This window comes from Mesorhizobium sp. M0815 (assembly GCF_040319995.1).
Classification (GTDB): Bacteria; Pseudomonadota; Alphaproteobacteria; order Rhizobiales; family Rhizobiaceae; genus Mesorhizobium.
In genome coordinates, this window is the sequence record NZ_JAMYOU010000007.1 from 87,029 (window position 1) to 110,764 (window position 23,736).

At 64.3% G+C, this 23,736-nt stretch carries 23 protein-coding genes; 11 read left to right on the forward strand and 12 right to left on the reverse strand.

Annotated features, from left to right (window positions below):
- Positions 1-49 precede the first annotated feature (49 nt).
- The 5 genes from NKI01_RS10835 (at position 50) to NKI01_RS10855 (ending at position 5,082) form a co-directional block, all read left to right on the forward strand.
- Positions 50-940, forward strand: coding sequence for a LysR family transcriptional regulator (locus NKI01_RS10835; RefSeq protein ID WP_352484687.1), 891 nt, complete (start codon positions 50-52; stop codon positions 938-940).
- Positions 941-1,000: 60 nt separating this feature from the next.
- Positions 1,001-1,579, forward strand: coding sequence for a cytochrome b (locus NKI01_RS10840; protein ID WP_352484688.1), 579 nt, complete (start codon positions 1,001-1,003; stop codon positions 1,577-1,579).
- A 68-nt stretch (positions 1,580-1,647) separates the two neighbouring features.
- Positions 1,648-2,223, forward strand: a complete 576-nt coding sequence (locus NKI01_RS10845) for a YceI family protein (RefSeq protein WP_352484690.1) — start codon at positions 1,648-1,650, stop codon at positions 2,221-2,223.
- 154 nt (positions 2,224-2,377) lie between these two features.
- Complete coding sequence (locus NKI01_RS10850; RefSeq protein ID WP_352484691.1) at positions 2,378-3,364, forward strand: Gfo/Idh/MocA family protein; 987 nt, start codon at positions 2,378-2,380, stop codon at positions 3,362-3,364.
- Positions 3,365-3,423: 59 nt separating this feature from the next.
- Complete coding sequence (locus NKI01_RS10855) at positions 3,424-5,082, forward strand: FAD-binding dehydrogenase (protein ID WP_352963119.1); 1,659 nt, start codon at positions 3,424-3,426, stop codon at positions 5,080-5,082.
- Positions 5,083-5,093: 11 nt separating this feature from the next.
- Here NKI01_RS10855 and NKI01_RS10860 read toward each other — a convergent pair whose 3' ends face one another.
- Positions 5,094-5,840, reverse strand: a complete 747-nt coding sequence (locus NKI01_RS10860) for a GntR family transcriptional regulator (protein WP_352591855.1) — start codon at positions 5,838-5,840, stop codon at positions 5,094-5,096.
- Between the two features lie 100 nt (positions 5,841-5,940).
- Here NKI01_RS10860 and NKI01_RS10865 point away from each other — a divergent pair, with 100 nt between their 5' ends.
- The 3 genes from NKI01_RS10865 (at position 5,941) to NKI01_RS10875 (ending at position 7,807) form a co-directional block, all read left to right on the forward strand.
- Entirely contained in the window at positions 5,941-6,495 is a 555-nt protein-coding gene (locus tag NKI01_RS10865; protein ID WP_352963121.1) for an autotransporter, read from the forward strand.
- A gap of 209 nt (positions 6,496-6,704) precedes the next feature.
- Positions 6,705-7,442, forward strand: a complete 738-nt coding sequence (locus NKI01_RS10870; RefSeq protein ID WP_352855822.1) for a DUF899 domain-containing protein — start codon at positions 6,705-6,707, stop codon at positions 7,440-7,442.
- A 98-nt stretch (positions 7,443-7,540) separates the two neighbouring features.
- A complete protein-coding gene (locus NKI01_RS10875; protein ID WP_023718311.1) occupies positions 7,541-7,807 on the forward strand; it encodes a hypothetical protein in 267 nt (88 codons plus the stop codon).
- A gap of 46 nt (positions 7,808-7,853) precedes the next feature.
- On the opposite strand, the gene NKI01_RS10880 is transcribed toward NKI01_RS10875, so the two are convergent.
- The 7 genes from NKI01_RS10880 to bcoG all read right to left on the reverse strand — a co-directional run bounded on the left by NKI01_RS10880 (position 7,854) and on the right by bcoG (position 15,746).
- Positions 7,854-8,792, reverse strand: a complete 939-nt coding sequence (locus NKI01_RS10880) for an alpha/beta hydrolase (RefSeq protein ID WP_352963123.1) — start codon at positions 8,790-8,792, stop codon at positions 7,854-7,856.
- 219 nt (positions 8,793-9,011) lie between these two features.
- Positions 9,012-9,794 (reverse strand): carnitinyl-CoA dehydratase, encoded by a 783-nt coding sequence (locus NKI01_RS10885; RefSeq protein WP_352484699.1) that lies wholly within the window; start codon positions 9,792-9,794, stop codon positions 9,012-9,014.
- Positions 9,787-11,865 (reverse strand): acetate--CoA ligase family protein, encoded by a 2,079-nt coding sequence (locus NKI01_RS10890; protein WP_352484700.1) that lies wholly within the window; start codon positions 11,863-11,865, stop codon positions 9,787-9,789. The genes NKI01_RS10885 and NKI01_RS10890 overlap by 8 nt, the downstream gene beginning before the upstream one ends.
- A 64-nt stretch (positions 11,866-11,929) precedes the next feature.
- Positions 11,930-13,093: an acyl-CoA dehydrogenase family protein gene (locus tag NKI01_RS10895; protein ID WP_352484702.1), complete on the reverse strand. Its 1,164-nt coding sequence runs from the start codon at positions 13,091-13,093 to the stop codon at positions 11,930-11,932.
- Between the two features lie 4 nt (positions 13,094-13,097).
- The gene (locus tag NKI01_RS10900; protein ID WP_023718316.1) at positions 13,098-14,171 is read right to left on the reverse strand and encodes a 3-hydroxyacyl-CoA dehydrogenase NAD-binding domain-containing protein; all 1,074 of its coding nucleotides are present in this window, start codon (positions 14,169-14,171) and stop codon (positions 13,098-13,100) included.
- Positions 14,168-14,797, reverse strand: a complete 630-nt coding sequence (locus NKI01_RS10905) for an HD domain-containing protein (RefSeq protein ID WP_352484703.1) — start codon at positions 14,795-14,797, stop codon at positions 14,168-14,170. Before NKI01_RS10905 ends, NKI01_RS10900 begins: the two co-directional genes overlap by 4 nt.
- 37 nt (positions 14,798-14,834) lie before the next feature.
- Entirely contained in the window at positions 14,835-15,746 is a 912-nt protein-coding gene (gene bcoG, locus NKI01_RS10910; RefSeq protein WP_023718318.1) for a 3-dehydrocarnitine:acetyl-CoA trimethylamine transferase BcoG, read from the reverse strand.
- Positions 15,747-15,822: 76 nt separating this feature from the next.
- Between bcoG and NKI01_RS10915 the strand changes: the two genes are divergently transcribed.
- Entirely contained in the window at positions 15,823-16,803 is a 981-nt protein-coding gene (locus NKI01_RS10915; protein WP_352963126.1) for a GlxA family transcriptional regulator, read from the forward strand.
- A gap of 438 nt (positions 16,804-17,241) precedes the next feature.
- Here the strand turns inward: NKI01_RS10915 and NKI01_RS10920 are convergent, their stop codons facing one another.
- On the reverse strand, positions 17,242-17,895 hold the full coding sequence (locus NKI01_RS10920) for an O-methyltransferase (RefSeq protein ID WP_352963128.1): 654 nt from the start codon (positions 17,893-17,895) through the stop codon (positions 17,242-17,244).
- A gap of 93 nt (positions 17,896-17,988) precedes the next feature.
- Here NKI01_RS10920 and NKI01_RS10925 point away from each other — a divergent pair, with 93 nt between their 5' ends.
- Positions 17,989-18,621 (forward strand): TetR/AcrR family transcriptional regulator, encoded by a 633-nt coding sequence (locus tag NKI01_RS10925; protein ID WP_352484707.1) that lies wholly within the window; start codon positions 17,989-17,991, stop codon positions 18,619-18,621.
- A 128-nt stretch (positions 18,622-18,749) separates the two neighbouring features.
- Here NKI01_RS10925 and xylA read toward each other — a convergent pair whose 3' ends face one another.
- On the reverse strand, positions 18,750-20,075 hold the full coding sequence (xylA, locus tag NKI01_RS10930; protein WP_023718323.1) for a xylose isomerase: 1,326 nt from the start codon (positions 20,073-20,075) through the stop codon (positions 18,750-18,752).
- Between the two features lie 110 nt (positions 20,076-20,185).
- Between xylA and NKI01_RS10935 the strand changes: the two genes are divergently transcribed.
- On the forward strand, positions 20,186-20,548 hold the full coding sequence (locus NKI01_RS10935; protein ID WP_023718324.1) for a nuclear transport factor 2 family protein: 363 nt from the start codon (positions 20,186-20,188) through the stop codon (positions 20,546-20,548).
- Positions 20,549-20,757: 209 nt separating this feature from the next.
- On the opposite strand, the gene xylB is transcribed toward NKI01_RS10935, so the two are convergent.
- Both xylB and NKI01_RS10945 read right to left on the reverse strand, forming a co-directional pair.
- Positions 20,758-22,212: a xylulokinase gene (xylB, locus tag NKI01_RS10940; protein WP_352547959.1), complete on the reverse strand. Its 1,455-nt coding sequence runs from the start codon at positions 22,210-22,212 to the stop codon at positions 20,758-20,760.
- 190 nt (positions 22,213-22,402) lie between these two features.
- The gene (locus tag NKI01_RS10945) at positions 22,403-23,728 is read right to left on the reverse strand and encodes a tetratricopeptide repeat protein (RefSeq protein ID WP_352963131.1); all 1,326 of its coding nucleotides are present in this window, start codon (positions 23,726-23,728) and stop codon (positions 22,403-22,405) included.
- Positions 23,729-23,736 lie beyond the last annotated feature (8 nt).

The following is a 23,736-nucleotide window of genomic DNA, read 5'->3' on the forward strand; positions in this document are numbered from 1 at the left end:
GTTCGATAATCGGCTCTAATTTGCACAGGCTGTTCCAAAAAATAGATCAATGAAGCGAACCCATCTTTCACAGCTCGCTGTACTGGCAACGGTCGCCCAATGCGGCAGTTTTCGCGGCGCGGCCAAGGAACTGGCAATCGCGCCATCGGCGGTCAGCCACGCGGTTTCCAGCCTCGAAGCGCGCCTCGGCGTGCGCCTTCTGGCGCGCAGCACGCGCAGCGTCGCTCCGACCGAGGAGGGCGCGCAGCTGCTCGAGCGCCTCAGGCCGGCGCTGTCGGAGATCGACCTGGCGCTGGAATCGGCGATCGAGGCGCGCGACCGGCCGGCCGGCAATCTCAGGCTGACCGTGCCGCGCACCGCGGCCCACCTGACGCTGACGCCAAGGCTCGGCGCCTTTGCCGCTGCCTATCCCGACATCGTGCTGGAGATCGTCATCGAGGACCGCTTCACCGATGTGGTCGAGGGCGGCTTCGATGCCGGCGTGCGGCTGGGCGAGAGCCTGCAGCGCGACATGATCGCCGTGCGCATCGGGCCGGACCTTCGCGGCGCAGTCGTCGGCGCGCCATCCTATTTCGAGACCATGCCCAAGCCGCAGCATCCGCGCGATCTTGCCGGTCACCGCTGCATCCGCTTCCGCTTCTCCAGCGGCATTCTCTATCGCTGGGAATTCGAGAAGAACGGCGAGGAGATCGAAATCCCGGTGAAAGGGCCGCTGATCCTCGACGAGGACCATCTGATTGCCAACGCCGCGGTCGACGGCGCCGGGCTCGCCTTCGTGTTCGAGGACTATGTCCGCGACGCGCTCGCCGCCGGCAAGCTTGTTCGCGTGCTGGAGGACTGGTGCCCGCTTTTCGACGGCTTCTTCGTCTATTACCCAAGCCGCCGCCAGATGCGGCCGGCGCTCAGGGCCTTTGTCGATTTCTTCAAGGTCGGCGAGTAAGCCAACCCTCCCCATAAGGGAGAGGTGGAAGAAAGCCGACCTGGCATTCGTTCACCGACCATGTCAGCACTGCCCAAAAACCAGGCCACCGGCTACGGCTGGACGGCGATCATCCTTCACTGGCTGATCGCGGCGCTCTTTATCGGCCAGTTCGTGCTCGGCTTCGTCATGGTGCGACTGTCCAGCCAGCGCACCGCCTTCGAACTGATCCAGCTGCATAAATCCTTCGGCTTCCTGCTGCTTGGGCTGGTCATCCTGCGCATCGCCTGGCGCCTTGGCAGACCGGCCCCGCCGCTGCCGCGCTCGGTCGGCCCGTTCGAGCGCCGCATCGCGCCACTTGTCCATCTTGCGCTTTATGCGTTTCAGCTCGCTCTGCCGCTGTCCGGCTGGGCGCTGGTCTCGGTCTCGGTGCTGGAGATCCCGAGCGTGCCGTTCAATCTGTTTGTTATGCCCAATCTGCCGCTTGGCGAATCGGACGTGGCTGAAAGCTTCTGGGCAGCGACGCACTGGTATCTCGCCTATGCCGGCATCGGACTTGTCGCTTTGCATCTGGCCGCGGCGCTGCGTCATCATTTCTGGCTGAGGGATACCGTGCTGATGCGCATGATCACGGCTTCGTCACATCGCGACACGGAATAGAGCGGGCGGCTCATTCGTTCATGGGGCGAGGACGCAAGAAAGCGTTGCCTGCCAAGAGGACCATTTCCATGTACGCGCGCATCTTCGGATTTGCGGCAGCCGCCGCTTGTTTTGCTATGCCTGTTTTCGCCGCCGTCGCCCTTGGCGACGCGGCCGGCAGCTACACCATCAGCCCGGGGAGTTCCAGCATCCACTTCTCGATCGGCAAGCTCGGCGGCGGAGGGCTCGACGGTGCTTTCTCCCGCTTCAAGGGCAGTATCCTCATCGACAACAGCGATGTCGGCCGGTCCCAGGTCAATTTCACCATCTTCCCCGAAAGCGTCGGTACCGGCCAAAGTCGCATCGACGCCTTTCTTCGCTCGGACGCGGTTTTCGACGCGGCCAACAATCCGGAGATCCAGTTCCGTTCGACCAGCGTCAAACGCACCGGCGCCACGTCAGCCCTTGTCACCGGCCGGCTGACGGCGCGCGGCAAGACCTTTCAGGAAAAGTTCACGGCCGAGCTCGGCGGCCTCAGGGCGGGCACGATAAAATTCCATGTCACCGGCAAGGTGTTGCGGTCGCGCTACGGCATGGATGTCGGCACGCCGATTTACTCCAACGTCGTCGACTTCGACATGACGCTGACGGGTAGAAGGGGATAGTCTTTGCAGGACCTGGGTTCGTCGCCCCCGCAAGAGCAGCGCCGGCATCCGGAAAAGCCGCAGATGATCGCCCTGTTCGCCGCCAGGCTCCCGCATTGGCTTTTCTCCTGAATTAGGGCAAACCTCCAGGCCTGCAATCGAGAGGAGAAATCTGATGTTCCGATGGGGTGTTTTGTCGACGGCCAAGATCGGCCGCGAGCAGCTTTTGCCGGCAATCGTCGAGGCGGAGAACGGCGTGCTGTCGGCGATCGCCAGCCGCGATCTGTCGAAAGCCCGGGCACTGGGCGAACGCTTCGGCGCGCGCCACGCTTTCGGCTCCTATGAGGAGCTGCTCGCCTCCAGCGACATCGACGGCGTCTACATTCCGCTGCCGACCTCGCAGCATGTCGAATGGACGGCCAAGGCGATCGAGGCCGGCAAGCATGTTCTGGTCGAAAAGCCGCTGGCGCTCGATGCCAAGGATATTCCGCCGCTGATCAAGCTGCGCGATGCCAGGAAGGTGCTGGTCTGCGAAGCCTTCATGGTCGTCTACCATCCGCAATGGATCAAGGTGCGCGAGCTGATCGCCAACGGCGCCATCGGCCGGCTGCGCCATGTCCAGGGCGCGTTCTCCTATTACAATGTCGACCCCAACAACATGCGCAACAAGCTCGATCTCGGCGGCGGCGCGCTGCCCGACATCGGTGTCTACCCGACGGTGTCGACACGCTTTTCGACGGGCAAGGAGCCGCTGCGCGTCCAGGCGACGATCGAGCGCGACAAGACGTTCGGCACCGACATCTATTCCTCGATCCGCGCCGATTTCGGCGATTTCGAGCTGTCATTCTACCTGTCGACGCAGATGGCGGCACGCCAGGTGATGGTGTTCCACGGCGAGAAGGGATTCATCGAGGTGTTCTCACCGTTCAACGCCGGGCTCTATGACCATCACCGCGTCGAGCTGCACAACCAGAACCACAGCGAGGCGCAGGTATTCCGCTTTCCCGGCACGCAGCAATACCGGCTGGAAGTCGAGGCCTTCGCGCGGGCGGCACAGGGCGGCAAGGACCGCGTTTTCACCCTGGAAGAATCGGTGCTCAACCAGAAGGTCATCGATGCCATCTTCCGCGCCGGCGAGAAGGAAGGCTGGGAGACAGTCTAGGCCGGCCATGATCTCAAAAAATGAGGGACCGGTTTTTGGACGAGATCATGGCCAAATAGATGCCAAACGACGCGGATGTGATCATTGTCGGCGCCGGCCTTGCCGGTCTTGTCGCGGCGGCCGAACTGACTGAGGCCGGCAAGAAGACCATCATCGTCGAGCAGGAGCCGGAGCAGTCGCTTGGCGGCCAGGCGTTCTGGTCGCTCGGCGGCATCTTCCTTGTCGATTCGCCCGAACAGCGGCGCATGCGCATCCGCGATTCGTATGAGCTGGCGCTCGAGGATTGGCTGGGCACTGCAGCCTTCGACCGCACGGAAGATCTCTGGCCGCGCCGCTGGGCCGAGGCCTATCTCGGCTTCGCCGCCGGCGAGAAGCGCTCCTGGCTCATGCAGCGCGGCCTGAAATTCTTTCCGGTGGTCGGCTGGGCCGAACGCGGCGGCGGCAACGCCGTCGGCCACGGCAATTCGGTGCCGCGCTTCCATGTCACCTGGGGCACCGGGCCTGGTGTGCTCGAACCGTTCGTGCAGCGCGTGCGCGAGGCCGAGAAGCGCGGGCTGATCAGCTTCAGGTTCCGTCACCGGGTCAACGAATTGAGCCGGACGGGTGCTGCCGTCGACGGCGTGCGCGGCGACATATTGGCGGCGAGCGATGCCGAGCGCGGCCGCAAGAGCTCGCGCGAGATCACAGCCGATTTCGAGTTGAAGGCGCAGGCCGTCATCGTCGCCTCCGGCGGCATCGGCGCCAATCACGAGCTGGTCCGGGAGAATTGGCCGCAACGGCTGGGTGCGCCTCCAAAACGCATGATCACCGGCGTTCCCGATCATGTCGACGGCCGCATGCTGGCGATCACCGAGGCCGCCGGCGGCAGGCTCATCAACCGCGACCGCATGTGGCACTATGTCGAGGGCGTCAGGAACTGGGCACCGATCTGGACCGATCATGCGATCCGCATTCTGCCCGGCCCGTCATCGCTGTGGCTCGATGCGCGCGGCAAACGCCTGCCGGTGCCGCTCTATCCCGGCTTCGATACGCTGGCGACGCTCAGCCACATCATGAGCACGGGCTTCGACTATTCCTGGTTCATCCTGACCAAAAAGATCATCCAGAAGGAGGTCGCGCTGTCCGGCTCCGAGCAGAACCCCGATCTGACGGGGAAAAGCTGGCGCCAGGTGCTTGGCCGTGCCACCAGCGGCGTGCCCGCGCCGGTCAAGGCGTTCATGGAGAAGGGTGAGGATTTCATCGTCGAGCCCGAACTGCCGGCGCTGGTCGCCCGCATGAACGCACTGGCCGGCGGCGAGCCGCTGCTCGAACTGGCGCAGGTCGAGCGCGAAATCCGCGCTCGCGACCGGCAGCTCGACAATCCGTTCTCCAAGGACATGCAGATTACCGCGCTGCGCGGCGCGCGCGCCTATCTCGGCGACCGGCTGATCCGTACCGCAAGGCCGCACAAGCTGCTCGATCCCGCCAATGGCCCGCTGATCGCGGTCAGGCTCGGCATCCTGACCCGCAAGACGCTCGGCGGGCTTGAGACGGACCTCGACAGCCGCGTGCTGGGCGCCGGCGGCCAACCGGTCGAAGGGCTGTACGCGGTGGGCGAGGCAGCCGGTTTCGGCGGCGGCGGCATGCACGGCTATGCAGCGCTCGAAGGTACGTTTCTCGGCGGCTGCATCTTTTCCGGCCGCAGTGCCGGACGGGCAGCGGCGCGAGCGGTGGGGTGAAACAAGGCGCTTTAGGCGAAGGGTTGCAAATTGACGTCTTGAAGCTTGGAACCGGCAAGCAAAGCCTCGAGCACCTGCTTCTTGAGGAACAGGCACTGCGCACGAGCAAGTTTCACGATGGCCGAAACGTCGCCTGCCTCGCAGGCAAGAACCAGTTCCTTTTGCTGGGCGATGATCAACTGGGTGAAGTCGCGCGACTTGAAGCCCAGGTGGAGAACCCGCGCCGACTGGTCGAGTATCTGGTCCAGTAGATGCGCCAGTCGTAAATTTCCCGAGAGCTCCGCCAGGGCCAGACGAAAAGCACGATCGGCCGCAAGGAAGGCAATGTGGCTGCGTAGCGTCTCCGGCTTCAGCACTTTTTTCGCTGCCAGCCTGATATCCTCCAGCCCGCGCTCGGTCATGTTCGATGCCGCCACCCTGAACACTTCCGGCTCGATCAAGCTGCGGACATCGAAGATCTCGTTGACGTCCCGCAGACTGAGCGTCGCAACGACGTAGCCGCGGCGCGGCTCGCTCCTGACCAACCCTTCCTGCATCAGGCGGGCCAACGCCGCGCGGATGGTCGCCTTTTTGATCAGGTATCGATCGCCGATCTGTTTCTCGGTCAGCGCTTCGCCGGGGCGCAGCACGCAGGCAATGATGTCGTTCCTCAGCTGCTCATATGCCTGTTCCCTGCGAAGGACGTCGGCGGCTGACAGTGCTGTCGCCTCGACCGTGGCCGGTCTTGCCGGTTCGGCGGTCAACTTCGTCGTTTTCATATTCTGTCCGTCTGGCTGTCCCGTTGACGCTGGCCTCAGCATTCGCTAGCGTGAGCATCTCAGATTGTAAATCTGAGCATTTCAGGGAGGATAAACTGATATGCCTTTGCCCGCCAACTCGCCTCTCTACGCCGTTGCCGACGATATCGTCAATGCCGCGAAGGGGCCAGATCCCCTCGAAGCGGTAAGGGCGGTCCTGGGCGACTACACCAACCGTTTTCACGCATCGGGAACACTCGCTCACGAAGAGGACGACGACGAGGTGCTTCTGCATGCGGGCCCGAACCTGACGATCTATCACATCACGCTGTCGCCCGGCCTTCAGTACCCGCCTCATAACCACCTGATGGATGCCTTGATCGGCATCTACAAGGGCAGCGAGACGAACTTCATCTATCCTGTTGCCGGCAGCGAACTCGATGTCCCCGAAAGGCAGGACATCGCAGCGCCTGCCGTGGTGCACATGGCGTCAAATACCGTGCATTCGGTTGCGAATACCGGCAGCGCGCGATCAGGTGCGCTGCATGTCTATCTCGGCGATCTCACACGAACCCACCGGCAGCTGTGGAGCCCGGAAAGCAACCAGGCCGAGCCGTTTGACAATGATCGCTACCTGGCCGGCGCACGGCCCATTCAGCAGTCCGGGCGCGAATGAGCGCAGAGGCGTCGCTGGCGGCGAAATTGGCCGTGATCAGCGAACCCGTCGGAATCGCGTCACACTTGTCACTCTCGCCAATCCGCTATCAGCCCCTATCCTATCTCACGACCCAACACGTCGCGCCGGTGCGGGCGACAAACCAGCAAGGGAGATGCACAATGACGGCACATCAGAATGGCACAGGCGAGCAGGCGACGCGGCTCGCGATGAAGACACCACCGGTCGTTTCGCCTGACGCATGGGAGGCCGCGCGCCAGCAGCTGCTCGTGAAGGAGAAGACCATGACCCGGGCTCGCGACGCACTGGCCGCCGAGCGCCGGCGGATGCCATGGGTGGCGGTGGAGAAGTCCTATATGTTCGAAGGGCCTGACGGAAAGGTGAGCCTGCTCGACCTGTTCGAGGGCCGCCGCCAGCTGGTCGTCTACCGTGCCTTCTTCGAGCCCGGCGTATTTGGCTGGCCCGATCACGCCTGCCGCGGCTGTTCGCTGGGGGCGGATCAGGTCGGCAATCTCGCCCATTTGAACGCGCGCGACACCACGCTTGCCTACGCCTCGCGCGCACCGCAGGCCGACATTGCGCGGCTAAAGGCGCGGATGGACTGGAAGATGCCCTGGTACACCATCACCGACAGCTTCGATGCTGATTTCGGCGTTGACGAGTGGCACGGCCACAACGTGTTCATCCGCGACGGCGATCGCGTGTTCCGCACCTACTTCATCAACAACCGCGGCGACGAGGCGATGGGGACCGTATGGAGCTACCTCGACCTGACGCCGCTCGGCCGCCAGGAGGTTTGGGAGGATTCGCCCGAGGGCTATCCGCAGACGCCGACATACAAGTGGTGGAACTGGCACGACAATTACGGCGCCGAAGCCGTCCCCGACAAAAAATGGGTCGAGATATCGGACGCCGGAGAGGCCGCGTTCCGGAATCGCACCGAATAGAACATCTTTGGCGTCGCCGAAATGCGGCTAAGACAAATGGAGGAGCGGGATGCGCTGTTCATTCGAACGCATCCCGCTCACTACCAGGGACAACGGACATGAGCGAGATTCATGCAGGCGGATCCGGCGGCGATGCGAGCCCGGCCGCCCTTGGCGCAGCCGACTGGCTGTCCTTCGCCGCCGCGCCGACCTTCGCAACCATGGCGTTGCTGACACTGCTCGGCGGCGCGCCGGATATGATGTGCTCGACCGGGCAAGAAGCGTCACCGCTGGCCGGCATGGTCCCGATGTACCTGCTGATGAGCGCCTTTCATTTAGGACCTTGGCTGAAGCAGGTTTCCGGCCGGCGACGCCGCCGCAAATAGAGCTGTACCGGCCGATAAAAGCCCGTTCTGGTGAGGAGGACATCCCTCACCAGATCCATTCGCCCTTCCCCAGAACCGTCACTGCATCGACAATCCGGGTAAAGCTCGAGCGGGCGCGGCCGACCGTGTGCCTGGCGCGCAAATAGCCATGCACCAGCCCCGGCTCGTCGAGCCACCAGGCACGTCCGCCCGCGGCAACGATGCGGTCGCGATAGGCTTCGCCGTCCGACGACAGCGGGTCGCATTCGGCGGTGATCACGACGGTGGGCGGCAGATTGGCAAAGTCGGCGTCGGCGAGCGGCGACAAGGTGAGATCGCCGGTGCGGTCCTCGCCCCCGGTCCTGATGTCCCTGTAGAAAACGAGGTCACGCGCCGTCAGCATCGGCGCTTCCGCGTGGGTGACGTAGGAACCGGCGGAGCTGTCGCCGCCAAGGCCGGGATAGACCAGAATCTGGCCGATCGGCTTGCGCGCATGGCCGCGGGTCGCGTGGCTGACGGACGCGGCGAGATTGCCGCCGGCACTGTCGCCGCAGAGCAGGATAGGCCGTTCGTAGGTGGTCGACGCCCATTCGAAGGCGCTGATGGCATCGTCGAAGGCGGCCGGATGAAGGTGTTCCGGCGCCAGCCGGTAGTCGACCGAAACCACTTCGTAGCCGGTGCGGCTGCAAAGCTCGGCGCATAGGTCGTCATGGCTGTCGAGCCCGCCGAGGATAAAACCGCCGCCATGGAAATACAGCACCATCGCCGCCGTTTCCGGCGCCGGGGCGCGGTAGACGCGGGTCGGGATGTGCCAGGGTGTGGCAATGGCTGTGGTTTCCGCGGTGACGCCTTGGGGATAGCCGGCAAAGAACTCGCGGCACATCCGGTTATAGATCTCGCGCTGCTCGGCGATGGTGTAGTCGATCGTATCGGGTGGATAATAGGAATTGGTCCGCTCGATGAAGGCCCAGGTCTCGGCGTCGATGAGGGTTTTGTAGTTGGTCATGGGCGCCGAATGGGCCGCCAAGGTTGAGCTTGGACACCCCCCTCTGGCCTGCCGGCCATCTCCCCCGCAAGGGGGGAGATCGGCAGCTTTGGCCTTGCCGCTTGTCCTGCAACGCTGGAAATTGGCGAAATCCGATGCGACATCCGATCGCCCCACTTGCGGGGGAGATGCCCGGCAGGGCAGAGGGGGGTGTGAAGGATCGCCATCATCTCCGCAGCGTCACTTCCCCTTCCACACCGGGTCGCGCTTCTCGGCGAAGGCGCGAAAACCCTCGAGATTGTCCTCCGAGCCGTAGAGTGCGTCAACCGTTGGCAGCTGCCGGCGCGTCACCCGGTTCATCGCGTCCTGGAACGTCAGCGATTCAGCGACCCGAGCCGTCTCCTTGATCGCGGCGAAGACCAGCGGCGGGCCGCTGGCGAGCAGCCGCGCGATCTCCCAGACGTGGTCCTCCAGTCTTTCCTTGGGCAGCACCTCGTTGACCAGGCCCCAGCGATGCGCCTCGGCGACATCCATCCAGCGGCCGGTGAGCAGAAGGTCCATTGCGACATGATAAGGGATGCGCTTCGGCAGCTTGATCGTCGCCGCATCGGCCAGCGTGCCGGCGCGGATTTCGGGCAGCGCGAAGGAGGAGTGGTCCGACGCATAGATGAGGTCGCAGGACAGCGCCAGCTCGAAGCCGCCGCCGACCGCCATGCCGTTGACGCAGGCTATCACCGGCTTGTTGAGGTCGCGCAGTTCCTGCAGCCCGCCGAAGCCGCCGACGCCATAGTCGCCGTCGACCGCGTCGCCGCCGGCCGCGGCCTTCAGGTCCCAGCCGGCGCAGAAGAACTTGTCGCCGGCGGTCTTGACGATGGCGACGCGCAGCTCGGGATCGTCGCGGAACGCCTTGAACGTCTCGCCCATCAGCCGCGACGTCTTCAGGTCGATGGCGTTGGCCTTGGGCCGGTCGAGCGTGACTTCGAGGATCGTGCCCTCGCGGCGGGTGGTGATGATTTCAGCCATTCTTCTTGCCTCCCAGCACCAGCAGCGCATCGGCGATCCAGGCGCCCTTGCCCTCGGCGCAGACGATCAGCGGATTGATGTCGAGTTCCTCGATCTCGCCGGCATTTTGCTGCACGAAGCCGGCAATGCCCGATATCGCCTCTATTGCCGCCGTGACATCGGCCTTCGGCCGGCCGCGATAGCCGTCGAGCAGCGGGAACAGTTTCAGCCCGCGCAAAGCGGCCTCGATGTCGTCACGGGTCGCCGGCAGCATCAGCGTGACGCTGTCGCGCAACAGCTCGACCAGCACGCCGCCGGTGCCGAGCGTCATCACCGCGCCGAACATCGGGTCGCGGGTGAAGCCGACCAGCAGCTCGGCGACGCCATCGCGCACCATGCGCTCGACATAAAGGCCGGTGCCGAGCGGGCCGAGATCATGGGCGGCGGTGCTGACGGATTCGGCATCCCTCAAATTGAGCCGGACCGCGTCGAGCTCGGATTTGTGGATGACGCCAAGAGCCTTCAGCGCTACCGGGAAGCCGAGCGCCATCGAGGAGATCACAGCCTCGACCGCGTTGCCGGCGCGCTCGCCCTTCGGCACCGGGAGCCCGGCCTCGATGAGCCGCGCTTTCGCCTCCGCCTCGTCCGGGGTGACATGGTCGCCGGCCGGCGCGCCAGACGCCGAGGTGTCGATCGGCTGCGCCAGCGGCTCGCGCCACGCCCAGCCGATGAAGGCTGCCGCCTGGGCGGCGTCCATGGCCTCGGAAATGCCGAACAGCGGCACCATGCCCCGCGCCATCAGCCCTGCAGTGTATTCCTCGGGCAGGTTCTCCGGCAGCGAGGAGACGATCGCGCCTTGCGCGCTGTTGGTCTTCAGCGCCGCTTCGAAGGCGCGCAGCGTCGCCCACCAGTCGGTGTCGGAGCAGCGGTCGGGGCGCGGAAAGTCGAGCACCAGCATGTTGAGGTCGAAGCCGCCAGACACCATGGCGGTGAAGGTGGCGGTCATCGCCGGCTCGTTGTTCCAGATGAAGGTATGGTAGTCGAGCGGGTTGGCCACCGCGACCAGCGGGCCGAGCGTCGATTTGACCTGAATGCGATGCTCGGCGGTGAGAGGCGGAAAGGTCACCCAGCGGCCTTCGGCGCTGTCGGCCATGACGGACGCCTCGCCGCCCGAACAGCTCATCGACGACAGCCGGTAGCCGGGCAGGGGACCGGTGACGTGCAGCAGCTTCAGCGCCTCGATGAAGGCCGGGATCGAATCGATGCGGGCGATGCCGAGCCGCTTCAGGAACGCGCCGGACGCTGCGTCCGAGCCGGCCAGCGACGCGGTATGCGAGACGGTCGCCTGCCGCGCCTGCTCGGAGCGGCCGACCTTCATGGCGATAACAGGCTTCTTCAGCTCTCGTGCCCGTGCCGCCAGCCTTTCGAAGCCGGCTACCGAGTCGAAGGCCTCGATATGCAGGCCGAGCGCGGTGACGCGGTCGTCCTCGATCAGGCCGAGCGCCATTTCGGAAAGCCCGGTCTGCGCCTGGTTGCCGGCGGTCATCAGAAAGGCGATCGGCAGGCCGCGCTTCTGCATCGTCATGTTGATGGCGATGTTCGACGACTGGGTGATGATGGCAACGCCGCGACCGCCTTCAGGCAGCCTGATGCCGCCATGCTGGTCGGGCCACAAAAGCGCGCCGTCGGCGTAATTGATCAGCCCATAGCAGTTCGGCCCGATGATCGGCATGGGACCCGCCGCCGCGACCAGCTCGGCCTGCAGCCGCTCGCCGTCCTCGTCATAGGCCTCGGTTTCGAGGAAGCCGGCGGCGAAGCAGACCGCACCGCCGGCGCCGCGCTCGGCCAGCGCCTTGACCACTTCGATGGTCAAGTGCCGGTTGACGCCGATGAAAGCGGCATCCGGCGCACCGGGCAATTCGGCCACCGAGCGATACGCCTTGCGGCCGGCGACCTCGTCCTTGCTCGGATGCACGGGCCAGATCTCGCCGGCAAAGCCCATCTTGATCGACTGCGCGACGACGGCAGCAGCCTGCACGCCACCGAAGACTGCGATCGTTCGTGGGCGCAAAAGCCGCTCAAGTTTGTGCATCGTCATCTTTTCGTTTGAGCATGATCTTTTCCAAAAACCAGATTCCACTTTTTGGGATCATGCTCTAGCCCCCGAACGGGCGCAGCAGCGCCCGCGAGATGATGTGGCGCTGGATTTCCGAGGTGCCTTCCCAGATGCGCTCGACGCGGGCGTCGCGCCAGATGCGTTCCAGCGGCAGATCGTCCATCAGCCCCATGCCGCCATGGATCTGGATCGCCTCGTCGGCGACGAAGGCGAGCATCTCGGTGGCCTTCAGCTTGGCCATGGCCATGTCCTGGTCGGTAACGGTGCCCTGATCGTACTTCCAGCCGGCTTCGAACACCATCAGGTCGGCGGCCTTCAGCTCGGTCGCCATGTCGGCGAGCTTGAACGACACGCCCTGGAACTTGCCGATCGGCTGGCCGAATTGCTGGCGCTGCGCGGCGTATTCGATGGCGTGGCCAAGCGCCCGTTCGGCGCGGCCGAGGCAGGTGGCGCCGACCTGCAGGCGCGTCGCGCCAAGCCATGAATTGGCGACGTCGAAGCCCTTGTGCACCTCGCCCAGAACCTGAGTGGCCGGCAGACGGCAATCGTCGAATTCGAGGATGGCATTGGTGTAGCCGCGATGCGAGACGTTGCGGTAGCCGTCGCGCACGGTAAAGCCCTTGGTGCCCTTGTCGACGAAGAAGGCGGTGATCTTCTTACGCTTGCCGCGCGCAGAATCCTCTTCACCCGAGGCCATGAAGACGATGGCGAAATCGGCGAGGTCGGCGTGGCTTATGAAATGCTTGGTGCCGTTCAGCACCCAGTCGTCGCCGTCCTGCACGGCGGTTGCCTTCATGCCGCGCAAATCGGAGCCGGCGCCCGGCTCGGTCATTGCCAGGCAATCCCATTTTTCGCCGCGAATGCACGGGAACAGATACTTCTCGCGCTGCTCCGGCGTGCCGGCAAGGAGGATGTTGGAAGGCCGCGCCACGCAGGTCCAGTGCAGCGCGTAATTGGCGCGGCCGAGCTCCTTTTCATAGAGCAGCCAGGTCACCGTATCGAGCCCGGCGCCGCCGACATCGGCCGGCATGTTGGCGGCATAGAGACCAGCTTCGATCGCCTTGGCCTTGATCTCCTCGATCAGCTCACGGCGCAGCACGCCGGTGCGCTCCACTTCGCGCTCATGCGGGTAAAGCTCGTTCTCGACGAAGGCCCGCGTCGTCTCGACGATGAGCTTCTGTTCCTCCGAAAGACCAAAATCCATGGTCTCAGCCTTTCTTCTTTTTCTTCGGCTTTTCAGCCTTGGCCTTCTCGGCAGCCTTGGAGGCGGTGGGCTTCTTCGCCGCAAGCTTGGCCAGCTGCCTGGTATAGTCCTTATGCAGGGCGCCGGCGCCCCAGCCTTTGCCTTTGTTCTGCTTCGACAGTGCCTCCATGATCGCGACCAGATTGTCGTCGCGGATCTTTTCGAGTTCGCGGATCGACAGACCGTGCGCCTGGTCGTCCGACTGGGTCGCGATCAGCTCGACCAATTCGTCGTTGAACTCCGGCACATCCATCAGCTTGGTCCATGGCCATTTCAGGCACGGGCCGAACTGCGCCATGAAGTGGCGCATGCCGGCCTCGCCGCCGGCGACACGATAGACCTGGAACATGCCCATCTGCGCCCAGCGCAGGCCGAAGCCATAGCGCATGATGTCGTCAAGCTCCTCGACCGTGCAGATGCCGTCCTTGACCAGCCACAGCGCCTCGCGCCAGGCCGCTTCGAGCAGGCGGTCGCCGACAAAGGCTTCGATCTCCTTGCGGATCACCACCGGCTTCATGCCGATCGAGGCATACATCTCCTTGGCGACTTCGATCGCCTCGGGAAAGGTCTGTTCGCCGCCGACGATTTCGACCAGTGGCAAGAGATAGACGGGGTTGAACGGATGGCCGACCACCAACCGCTCCGGATGTTTCTTCATCGCCACCTGCATGTCGGTCGGCTTGATGCCGGAGGTGGAGGAACCGACAATGGCGTTGGCCGGCGCATAAAGGTCGATCTCGGCCAGCACGCGGTGCTTGAGGTCGAGCCGCTCCGGCACGCTTTCCTGGATGAAGTCGGCATCGGCGACCGCCTCGGCGATCGTCTTGGCGAAAGTGAGCTTGCCCGCTTTCGGCAGGCCGCCGGGCAGCATCTGCTTGTAGGCGCGTCGCGCTCCCTTCATCACCTCGCCGACCTTGCGTGACGCCTCGGGGTCGGGATCGAAGATCGACACGTCGATTCCGTTGAGCAGCAGCCGCGCGACCCAGCCGGCGCCGATGACGCCGCCGCCGATGGCTGCCGCCTTGTTGATGATGCTCATGCGGAGGCTCCGGTTCTTGTGCTGGCTGTTGCGGGGTCGGTGAGGGCGACACGCTCGCCGGCACGGATCACGGACGCGTCATAGGCCTTGCGCGCGAACACTTCGAGCACGAAGGGCCGGAAGAAATCGATCGGCAATGTCTCGTAATCCGGGTCGAAGCTCGACTGGTCCCAGCGCTCGCAAAACTCATCGCAATCGTCGAAGTAGATGTGCCCGGCGAAACGGTCGCGGGCGTGCGGGTTGCCGCCGAGGTGATGTGCGTAATAGAGGCGCTGGAAGTCGCCGTGCTTTTCCACCACCCAGGTGCATTGCTCGCGTACAAAGGGCTTCAGGATCGACGCCGCATACTCGTCGTGATTATAGGGCGCGTAGATGTCGCCGATGTCGTGCAGCAAGGCGCAGGCAATCCAGTCGGTGTCGGCGCCGTCGCGCCAGGCCCGCGTCGCCGCCTGCAGCGAATGGCCGAGCCGGGTGATCTTGTAGCCCGACAGCCCTTCGTCGAGCTGGACAAGCGCGTCGAGCAGACGCTCGCCGGTCTTTGCCGCATGGTCGATCTCATGCTCGGTGAGGAAGGCATAATCCTCGCGGTCGCCGTCCTTCATGGCGGTGAACTTCACGGTCTTCATCGGCGGCTCCTCCCAACCGGGTTCTTCCCGCCCTTGCTCAAAGCGGTGCGCGCTTCGTCAGGTTCAGCTTCTTTCGCACCTCATCCGGGCCGATGACCCTGGCGCCCATATTCGACACGATACTGACCGCCCGCTCGACCAGCTGCGCATTGGTCGCCAGCACCCCCTTGTCGAGCCAGAGATTATCCTCCAGCCCGACACGGACATTGCCGCCGGCCAGCACCGCGGCAGCGACATAGGCCATCTGGTTTCGGCCAATGGCGAACGCCGACCAGTTCCAGGTCGACGGTACATTGTTGACCATGGCCATGAAGGTGTTGAGGTCGTCCGGCGCCCCCCACGGCACACCCATGCACAATTGCACCAGCGCGTCCGGCTTCAGCACTTGTTCCTCGACCAATTGCTTGGCAAACCACAGATGCCCGGTGTCGAAGGCCTCGATCTCCGGCTTGACGCCGAGCGTCGTCATCATGCCGCCCATGGCGCGCAGCATGCCGGGCGTGTTGGTCATGACATAATCGGCCTCGGCGAAATTCATCGTGCCGCAGTCGAGCGTACAGATTTCCGGCAGGCACTGGCGCACATGTTCCATGCGGTCGGTCGCGCCGCCCATGTCCGTGCCTTTTTCGTTCAGCGGCAGCGGCTTTTCCGGTGGGCCGAACACCATGTCGCCGCCCATGCCGGCGGTCAGGTTCAAAACCACGTCGACGTCAGCCGCGCGGATGCGCTCGGTCACCTCGCGGTAGAGGTGCACGTCGCGCCTAGGCTTGCCGGTCTCGGGATCGCGCACATGGCAGTGCACGATCGCAGCCCCTGCCTTTGCCGCCTCAATGGCCGAATCGGCGATCTGCTTGGGCGAGCGCGGCACGTGCGGGCTGCGGTCCTGCGAACTGCCGGACCCGGTCACGGCACAGGTAATGAAGACCTCACGGTTCATCGCTAACGGCATCGGACTCTCTCCCAATAGAACGTAGGGCAAGAATGCCTGACTTGCCGGAAACTGTTTTGCGTTTTACGAAGATCATGTGACCAAAACCGAAAAACCGACGATCTTTCGTGCCGAACGTCTGCCGCTCAAGGTGACGCTGCTGGTATTCTCCGGCTCGTCGATCATGTGCGTCGCGTCGGCCGTCGACCCGTTGCGCGCCGCCAACCGTATTGCCGGCGAGACGCTGTTCGATTTCAGGCTGGTCTCGGTCACAGGCGAGGCGCCGGTCACCACATGCGGCCTGCCGGTGGCGGTCAGCGGCCGCTTCGATGCGGCTGACACAACCGACATGCTGGTCGTCGTCGCCGGCTTCGGCACGCAGAACTACGCCACTTCAGCCTTGCTTTCCGGACTGCGCCGGGCGGCGCGCGCGGCACGCGCCTGCGGCGGCGTCGAGGCCGGCACCTGGCTGGTGGCGCGCGCGGGCTTGCTGGAGGGGCGCAGCGCCACCACCCACTGGGAGGATATGGAGGATTTTTCTTCGGCCTTTCCCGGCGTCGACGTGCGCCCCGACCGCTACGTCATCGACGGTCCCGTATTCACCTCTGGCGGCGCCTCGCCGACCTTCGACCTGATGCTGCATCTGATCCGCACGCGGCTCGGCATGGCCGTGGCGCTCGATGTCGCGAGCGTCTTCATCTACGACCAGGCGCGCGCCGCGACGGACGCGCAGCCGCTGGTCTCGCTCGGCCGTCTTGACGGCTACGATCCCAGGCTGGCGCAAGCCATCCGGCTGATGGAAGCGCATGTCGACCAGCCCCTGACTGTCGCCGCCGTGGCCAAGCGCGCCGGGGTGACGGGGCGGACGCTGGAAAGTATCTTTCGCAAGTCGATCGGCGAAACGCCGGGCGCCTATTATCTCAGGCTGCGCCTCGGCGCCGCGCGCCGGCTGGTGGTCGATACGCGCATCGCCATGGCGGACATTGCCGGGCGAACGGGGTTTTCGTCCGCCGCGGCATTTTCCAGAGCGTTTTCAAGAGCGTTCGGCGAAGCGCCGGTCAGGCTGCGTCGAGGATAATGCATGTCGCCCAAAAGTGCGTAGCGGTTTTGGGGTAACGACATGCACAGACAAAGGTGGATCAGGCAGCGTCTTGGCGGACGCTTGTTGCCGTCGATCTGCGAGCGCATCTGTCTCGCCAGATGGGTCTCGAAGCGGCTGGCGACCGCGCGATCCCATTCGTTTGCACTCAGCGCACCATGCTTGGGGTGCGGCAGCGCCATCAGCCGGTCGATGATCGATCCGGCCTCGCCAGATGAGAGCAGGGCGTCGATTTCGCGTTCGTGCTGCATATCGTTTCGCCTCCTTCTTTCTGATTCCCGCCACGAACCACACTATAGGAACTCCGTGACGGCTGTTTGAAGGCAAGAGCGAGGCGATTGATGGGCGATGCCGGGCAAAGTTTTGTCCGCCGCCGCCCATCTTGGGCACGATCTTTCCGACAGATCAGGCGGTGCGTCAGCCGAGCCGCATGGACAGTTCGACATCCTCGCCGAACGGCGTGGACATGTAGCCGCTTCCGGTCGAGCGCACCCGCGAGAGGTATTCGGGGCAAAGATCGGCATTGTCGGCAACGACCAAGGCGCCCGGCCTGAGGCGACTTTCAACTAGGGTCAAGACCTCGGGATAGAGCGCTTTGGCGCCATCGAGCAGCAGCAGGTCGACCGTTTCGGGAAGATCGACGCTTAATGTTTGCAGCGCGTCTCCCTCTCGGATTTCCACCATGTCGATGAGACCGCCTGCTGTGAGGTTGCTCCTGGCGCGCGCCACCTTGGATGGCTCGAACTCGCTGGTGATCAGGCGGCCGCCGCCATTGTCCCGCAAGGCTGCGGCAAGGTGCAGGGTCGAGATGCCGAACGAGGTTCCAAATTCGACGATCGTCCGGGCGCCGCTGCTCCGTGCCAGCATGTAGAGCAGCGTGCCGGTCTCTCGCGAAACGGAAGCCAGAGATCCTTTAGCCGCCCGTAGAAATCGAGGTATTCGGTCTTGCTCCGAATGAAGCGGCCGCTCCTCGGCGGAGAGCTCCGCCACGGCAGGGCTCGTTGCCGCAGCGGCTTCCTCGAACAGGCGGTCCAGCAGGGGCGCCAGCGGCGTTGTCGTCAGTGTGGTCATATTGGTCTCCAGTCAAAATTGAATGCGTTCTTGTGCGGCATTCAAAATACGACTAATCATTCGCATTCAATAATCGCATTGGCGCGCCTCTCAATGAGCGATCACCGAAGTCCGCGGATTTCCTCGCGAAAACAGCCCAAGCAGGCCCGCTCGGCGGAGCTCGTTGCTGCGATTTTGGAGGCTGCTGTTCAGGTTTTGGCGAGGGAAGGCGCGCAGCGCTTCACCACGGCGCGGGTGGCCGAGAAGGCCGGTGTCAGCGTCGGATCGCTGTATCAGTATTTTCCGAACAAGGCGGCGATCCTGTTCCGGCTCCAGAGTGACGAATGGCGGCAGACGACCGATTTGCTGCGCGACATCCTCGAGGATATCAGGAAACCGCCGCTTGAAAGGCTGCGCGGCCTGGTCCACGCCTTCCTCCGCTCGGAGTGTGACGAGGCCGCGGTGCGTGTGGCGCTCGACGACGCCGCACCGCTTTACCGCGACGCGCCTGAGGCGCGGGCGGCAAGGGCGTCCGGAGACCGCACCATCCAGCTCTTCATGCAGGAGGCGTTGCCCAACGCCGCGCAAGTGACCCGCGAATTGGCCGGCGACCTCGTCATGACGACGCTGAGCACGGTGGGGAAGCAGTTCTCGGAGGCGCCTCGAACCGCCACGGAGATTGAAGCCTACGCCGACGCCATGGCCGACATGTTCTGCGCCTATTTGAGAGGCCTCGATCACGGCTAGGGCAAATGCCAGGCCCGGTCAGCAAGCAGACCGAAAGTTTCGCAAGGGGGCAAACCTTGTCGGTTTCGGCCCCGCGGAAAGTCGTCAGCCGGCGGCCGCTGAACAATGCGGCCGCGAATCGGTACGCCTCAGACGTACCGGTTGACGATATTCTCGAGCAGTTCCTGGCGGCCGGATCGGGGCTGCGGCTCGATCTTCTCCTTGACGACGCGATCAGCAATTTCCTCCAGCGTGCGCTTGCCGGCAAGCATCGCCTTGGCCTCGGCCGAATCCCAGCCGGCATAGCGCTCGGCGAGCGGCGCCGACAGCGCCTTGTCCTCGACCATGCGTGCCGCTGCCTTGAGGCCTCGAGCGCAGCAATCCATGCCGCCGATATGACCGATCAGCAGATCCTGCGGATCGAGCGACTGGCGCCTGAGCTTGGCGTCGAAATTGGTGCCGCCGGTCTTGAAGCCGCCCGCCTGCAGTACGTGATAATAGGCGAGCGCCATCTCCGGTACATTGTTTGGGAACTGGTCGGTGTCCCAGCCCGATTGGTAGTCGTTGCGGTTCATGTCGATCGAGCCGAAAATGCCGAGCGCATTGGCCAGCGCCAGTTCATGCTCGAACGAATGGCCGGCCAGGATGGCGTGGCCTTGCTCGATGTTGAGCTTGACCTCGTTCTCCAGTCCGAAACGCTTGAGGAAGCCATAGACGGTGGCGACGTCGTAATCATACTGGTGCTTGGTCGGTTCCTGAGGCTTCGGCTCGATCAGGATGGTGCCTTCGAAGCCGATCCTGTGCTTGTAGTCGACGACCAGATTGAGAAAGCGGCCGGCCTGTTCCTGCTCGCGGGCAAGGTCGGTGTTGAGCAGCGTCTCATAGCCCTCGCGGCCGCCCCACAGCACGTAGTTCTCGCCGTTCAGCCGCTTGGTGATGTCGATGCAGTGTTTCACCGTCGCGGCCGAATAGGCAAAGACGTCCGGATCGGGATTGGTGGCGGCGCCCGACATGAAGCGGCGGTTGGAGAACAGGTTGGCCGTGCCCCACAACAGCTTGACGCCAGTCTGCTTCATCTTTCCCGAGAAATAATCGGCGATCTCGTCGAGCCGCGCCGCACTTTCGGAAAAGTCCCGGCCCTCCGGCCGCACATCGGCATCGTGGAAGCAGAAATAAGGCGCGCCCAGCAGCGAAAACATCTCGAAGGCGACGTCGGCCTTGAGCTTGGCCAGCTCCATCGTGTCGGTACCGCCGGCCTTGGGGAACCACGGCCGGTCAAACGTCTGGCCGCCGAACGGATCGCCGCCTGGCCAGGCAAAGGAATGCCAGTAGGCGACGGCAAAGCGCAGATGGTCTTCCAGCCGCTTGCCGGCGACGATCTCGTCGGGATTGTAGAACCGGTAGGCCAGCGGATTGGTCGAATCCGGTCCCTCATATTTGATCTGTTGGATGTCGCCGAAAAAACCGCTGGTCATGTTCTTTTCCTCTCGCATGGTTCGGCCTGATTACCTCAAGCGTAATTGGTTTCGCGCTGGCGCTGGTCGAAAAGGCTCATGTCAAGAGCATCCAACGAAGGAGACAGACCATGACCGACCTCAACACCATTGCCGAAAACTACATCGCCGCCTGGAACGAGAGTGACGCCGCGCGCAGGAAAGCCTTGCTCAAGACGACCTTCACCGAGGATGTCGGCTACCGCGATCCGATCATGCAGGGCGACGGCCATGACGGCATCGCCGCGCTGATCGAAGGCGTGCAGCAGCGCTTTGCCGGCTTCAGGTTCTCGCTGAAAGGCGAGCCGGACGGATTCGCTGACGCCATCCGCTTTTCGTGGAACCTTGGGCCGGACGGCACCGAGCCCGTCATCGAAGGCACCGATATCGGCGTCATCGAAAATGGCCGGCTGAAAAGCGTCACCGGCTTTCTCGACAAGGTGCCGGCACAGTGAGGAAATCTCGGCAAAGTGGGGGCCAAGCACCCCCCTCTGCCCTACCGTGCATCTCCCCCTCAAGGGGGGAGATTGGCTGGCCTTTCCGCCTTCGCCAATCACCGATCTTGCAAGACTTGCATAGCCGTCGACGCTGCCGATCTCCCCCCTTGAGGGGGAGATGCCAAATGGTGGCAAAGAGGGCAGGCCAGAGGGGGGTAAGCGCCAGCTCACGCGGTTACAGCCCTGATCGCCGGGTAAAGCTGGCGGTAGCGCTGATAGGCCTGCGCATAGGCGTCGCCGAGGGCGGCGACCGGCTCGACCGTGGCGTCCGTCGCCGGCGCCGTGCACACGGCGCGCGGATCGGCAGCGGTCGCCGCGATCAGGCCAAGCCGGGCCGCACCGAACGCGGCGCCGAAATCGCCCTCGGCGGGAATATCGATGGGCAGGCCAAGCGCGGTGGCGATGGCCTTCAACCAGTAGCGCGAACGCGAGCCGCCGCCGATCGCCGTCACCCGGGTCAGCGTCGTGCCGGCCTTGGCCAGAGCTTCCAGGCTGTCGCGGAAAGCGAAAGCGACGCCTTCGAGCACGGCCTGGGTCAGCGCCGCGCGGCCGGATTCGTGTGCAAGCCCCGTAAACGCGCCGCGAATGGCGGAATCATTGTGCGGCGTCCGTTCGCCTGAGAGATAGGGCAGGAAGGAGACACCGGTCGGCGCCTGCAGCGCATCGCCGAGTTCGGCGGTCAACTCGCCAGCACCTTTGCCCGCGATTGCCGATAGCCAGTTGAGCGAATCGGTTGCCGACAGGATGACGCCCATCTGATGCCAGGTGCCGGGCAGGGCATGGCAGAATGTATGCACGGCGCTTTCCGGGTTGGGCAGATAGGACGCATTGGCGGCAAAAAGCACGCCTGACGTGCCGAGCGAGACGAAAGCCTGGCCGGCACCGACCGTGCCCATGCCGCAGGCCGAGGCCGCGTTGTCGCCGGCGCCGCCGGCGATCGGGATGCCCGCCTGCATGCCCCATTTCGCAGCCAGTTCGCTGCGCAAGGCACCGGCCTTTGCCGTGCCTTCGACCAATGACGGCATCTGCCTTTCGTCGAGCGACGTGGCGGCGAGCAGTTCGGCGGACCAGGCTCGTTTGCCGACGTCGAGCCACGACGTGCCAGCCGAATCCGACATTTCCGAAATATGCTCGCCGGCGAGCCAGAGCCGCAAAAAGTCCTTCGGCAGCAGGACCTTTGCCACCTTGGCGAAAACAGCCGGTTCGTTGTTTTTCACCCAGGCGAGCTTTGGCGCGGTGAAGCCGGGAAAGACGATGTTGCCGGTCAGCTTGCGAAAGCGCGGGTCGGCGTCGAGTGCGGCCGCCTCGGCGTGGCTGCGTGTGTCGTTCCACAGGATGCAGGGGCGCAGCACCTGGTCGGCGGCGTCGAGCAGGGTGGCGCCATGCATATGGCCGGAAAGGCCGATGCCTTTGACCGCCGCGAGCTCCTTCGCATGCGCGGATCGCAGCTCGGCGATCGCCGCTTCGCAGGCGCGGATCCACTCAGCCGGGTTCTGCTCGGACCAGCCGGGATGCGGGCGCGACACGTCGAGCGGCGCATGGCCGGAACCGACGATGCTCTGCCTTGCATCGATCAGCAGCGCCTTGACGCCCGACGTGCCGAGATCGAGGCCGAGATACATGTTTCCTCCCATGTCCGTCAGGCCTGGCGGCGACGGTCTTTCTTGCTCCCCGCCTCTGCCTGCGACAGAGGCGGCGAAGATATCCCGGCAATCGTGCCGCCGGACAAGCGCTCCGGTCAACACGCGAAGATTTTTTCGACACTCGAAAAAATCTTGCCGGGGCAGTTTTTAAGGCAAGATTTAGTCTTGGTCAATTCGCCGCGAGAGCGGTTGCGCGCCGTGAAAACAGTGCCGATAGCGGGCTGTCCGGCCGTGCCAGCGCGCGTTCCGCCGCAAGCGCCCGCGCCAGCGCGCCATCACCGGAACGCACTGCCGCTTCGATCAGCGTCAGGTCGATGACGTCGCGTTGGGCGTGGCTGCCGCCGAAGCGATGGGCGATCGCCCGGATCGGCCGGATCAGGCGGATCGTCCCGGCATAATTACCGTCGCCGAATGCCTTGATGGCGAGCGTCAGGGGATGGCCGACATCCCTGGTGAAACCAGCGTTGTCGTCTTTGCCCTGCATCGCCTCGCGCTGCGCCTCGAGCAAGCCGCGGGCCGGCGCTTCGAGGCCGGCGCCGACAAACGCCATCATTGCGTGGGCGTCGTTGAAGGCATAATGGCCGGCGCTGGCCTTGGGCAACCAGTTGGCGGCCAGTGCCGTCCAGCGGTCGCCGACATCGACGCCGCCGAGATGCAGGCGCCACAGGATCGCCGAGGCATCGACCATGTTGAGCGCCAGCGTCGAGCGCTCGCCATAGATCGGCCCGTCGTAGAGCGCCAGCACGTCGTCGGTCTCGCCGAGGTCGTAGTGGAACAGCGCCAGATGCCACCAATTGTGCACCTGCAGAAAGCTTTCCCGCGTCCACGCTTCGGGGTTGGCGCGCATCCACAGAATGCCGTCCTTCTGCCGGCTCTGCATCTCCATGACGTGGGCGACGGCATGCTGGGCCCAGCCGTCGCGCGGCTCGATATCGACCGCCGTGCGGCCAAGTTTTTCGGCGCGCGCGTAGTCGCCCATTTCCTCCAGGCCAAAGGCCTGCATGCCGAGTATGGCGTGGTAGCCCGGCATGCCGCTCTGCCAGGACGGCAGCGCGCGGCCGATGCGGTCGCGCAGCATGCGGGCGTTGCCGGTGAAGAAGTCGATCTGGTGGCCGGTCTGCAGCGCCAGCGCATCGAGCGGGAACTCGATGGCGATATCCTCCAGCACGCGGGCGGCCTCGTGCCAGCGGCCCTCCGCAAGGTGGCCAAGCGCGGCGACATGCGCCTGCTCGCGCGTCGTCGCGGCAAGCGGCAGCGCTGCCTCGTGACATGCCTTGGCCACCGCCGTCGCTTCACGCTCGGTGGCGAGGCCAAAGAGATAACCCTTGAACACATGCGCCATGACGAAGCCGGGATCTTCGGCGATTGCCCGGTCAACGGAACCGACAGGATCGCCGATGAAGCACTGCAATTCGCGCACAGCCTGGCTGTAGGACGAAAACCCGGCCTCCGTCGCGCCAGACAGCGCTAGGCCAAATGCATCCCTGACCGCCATGGCTTGTC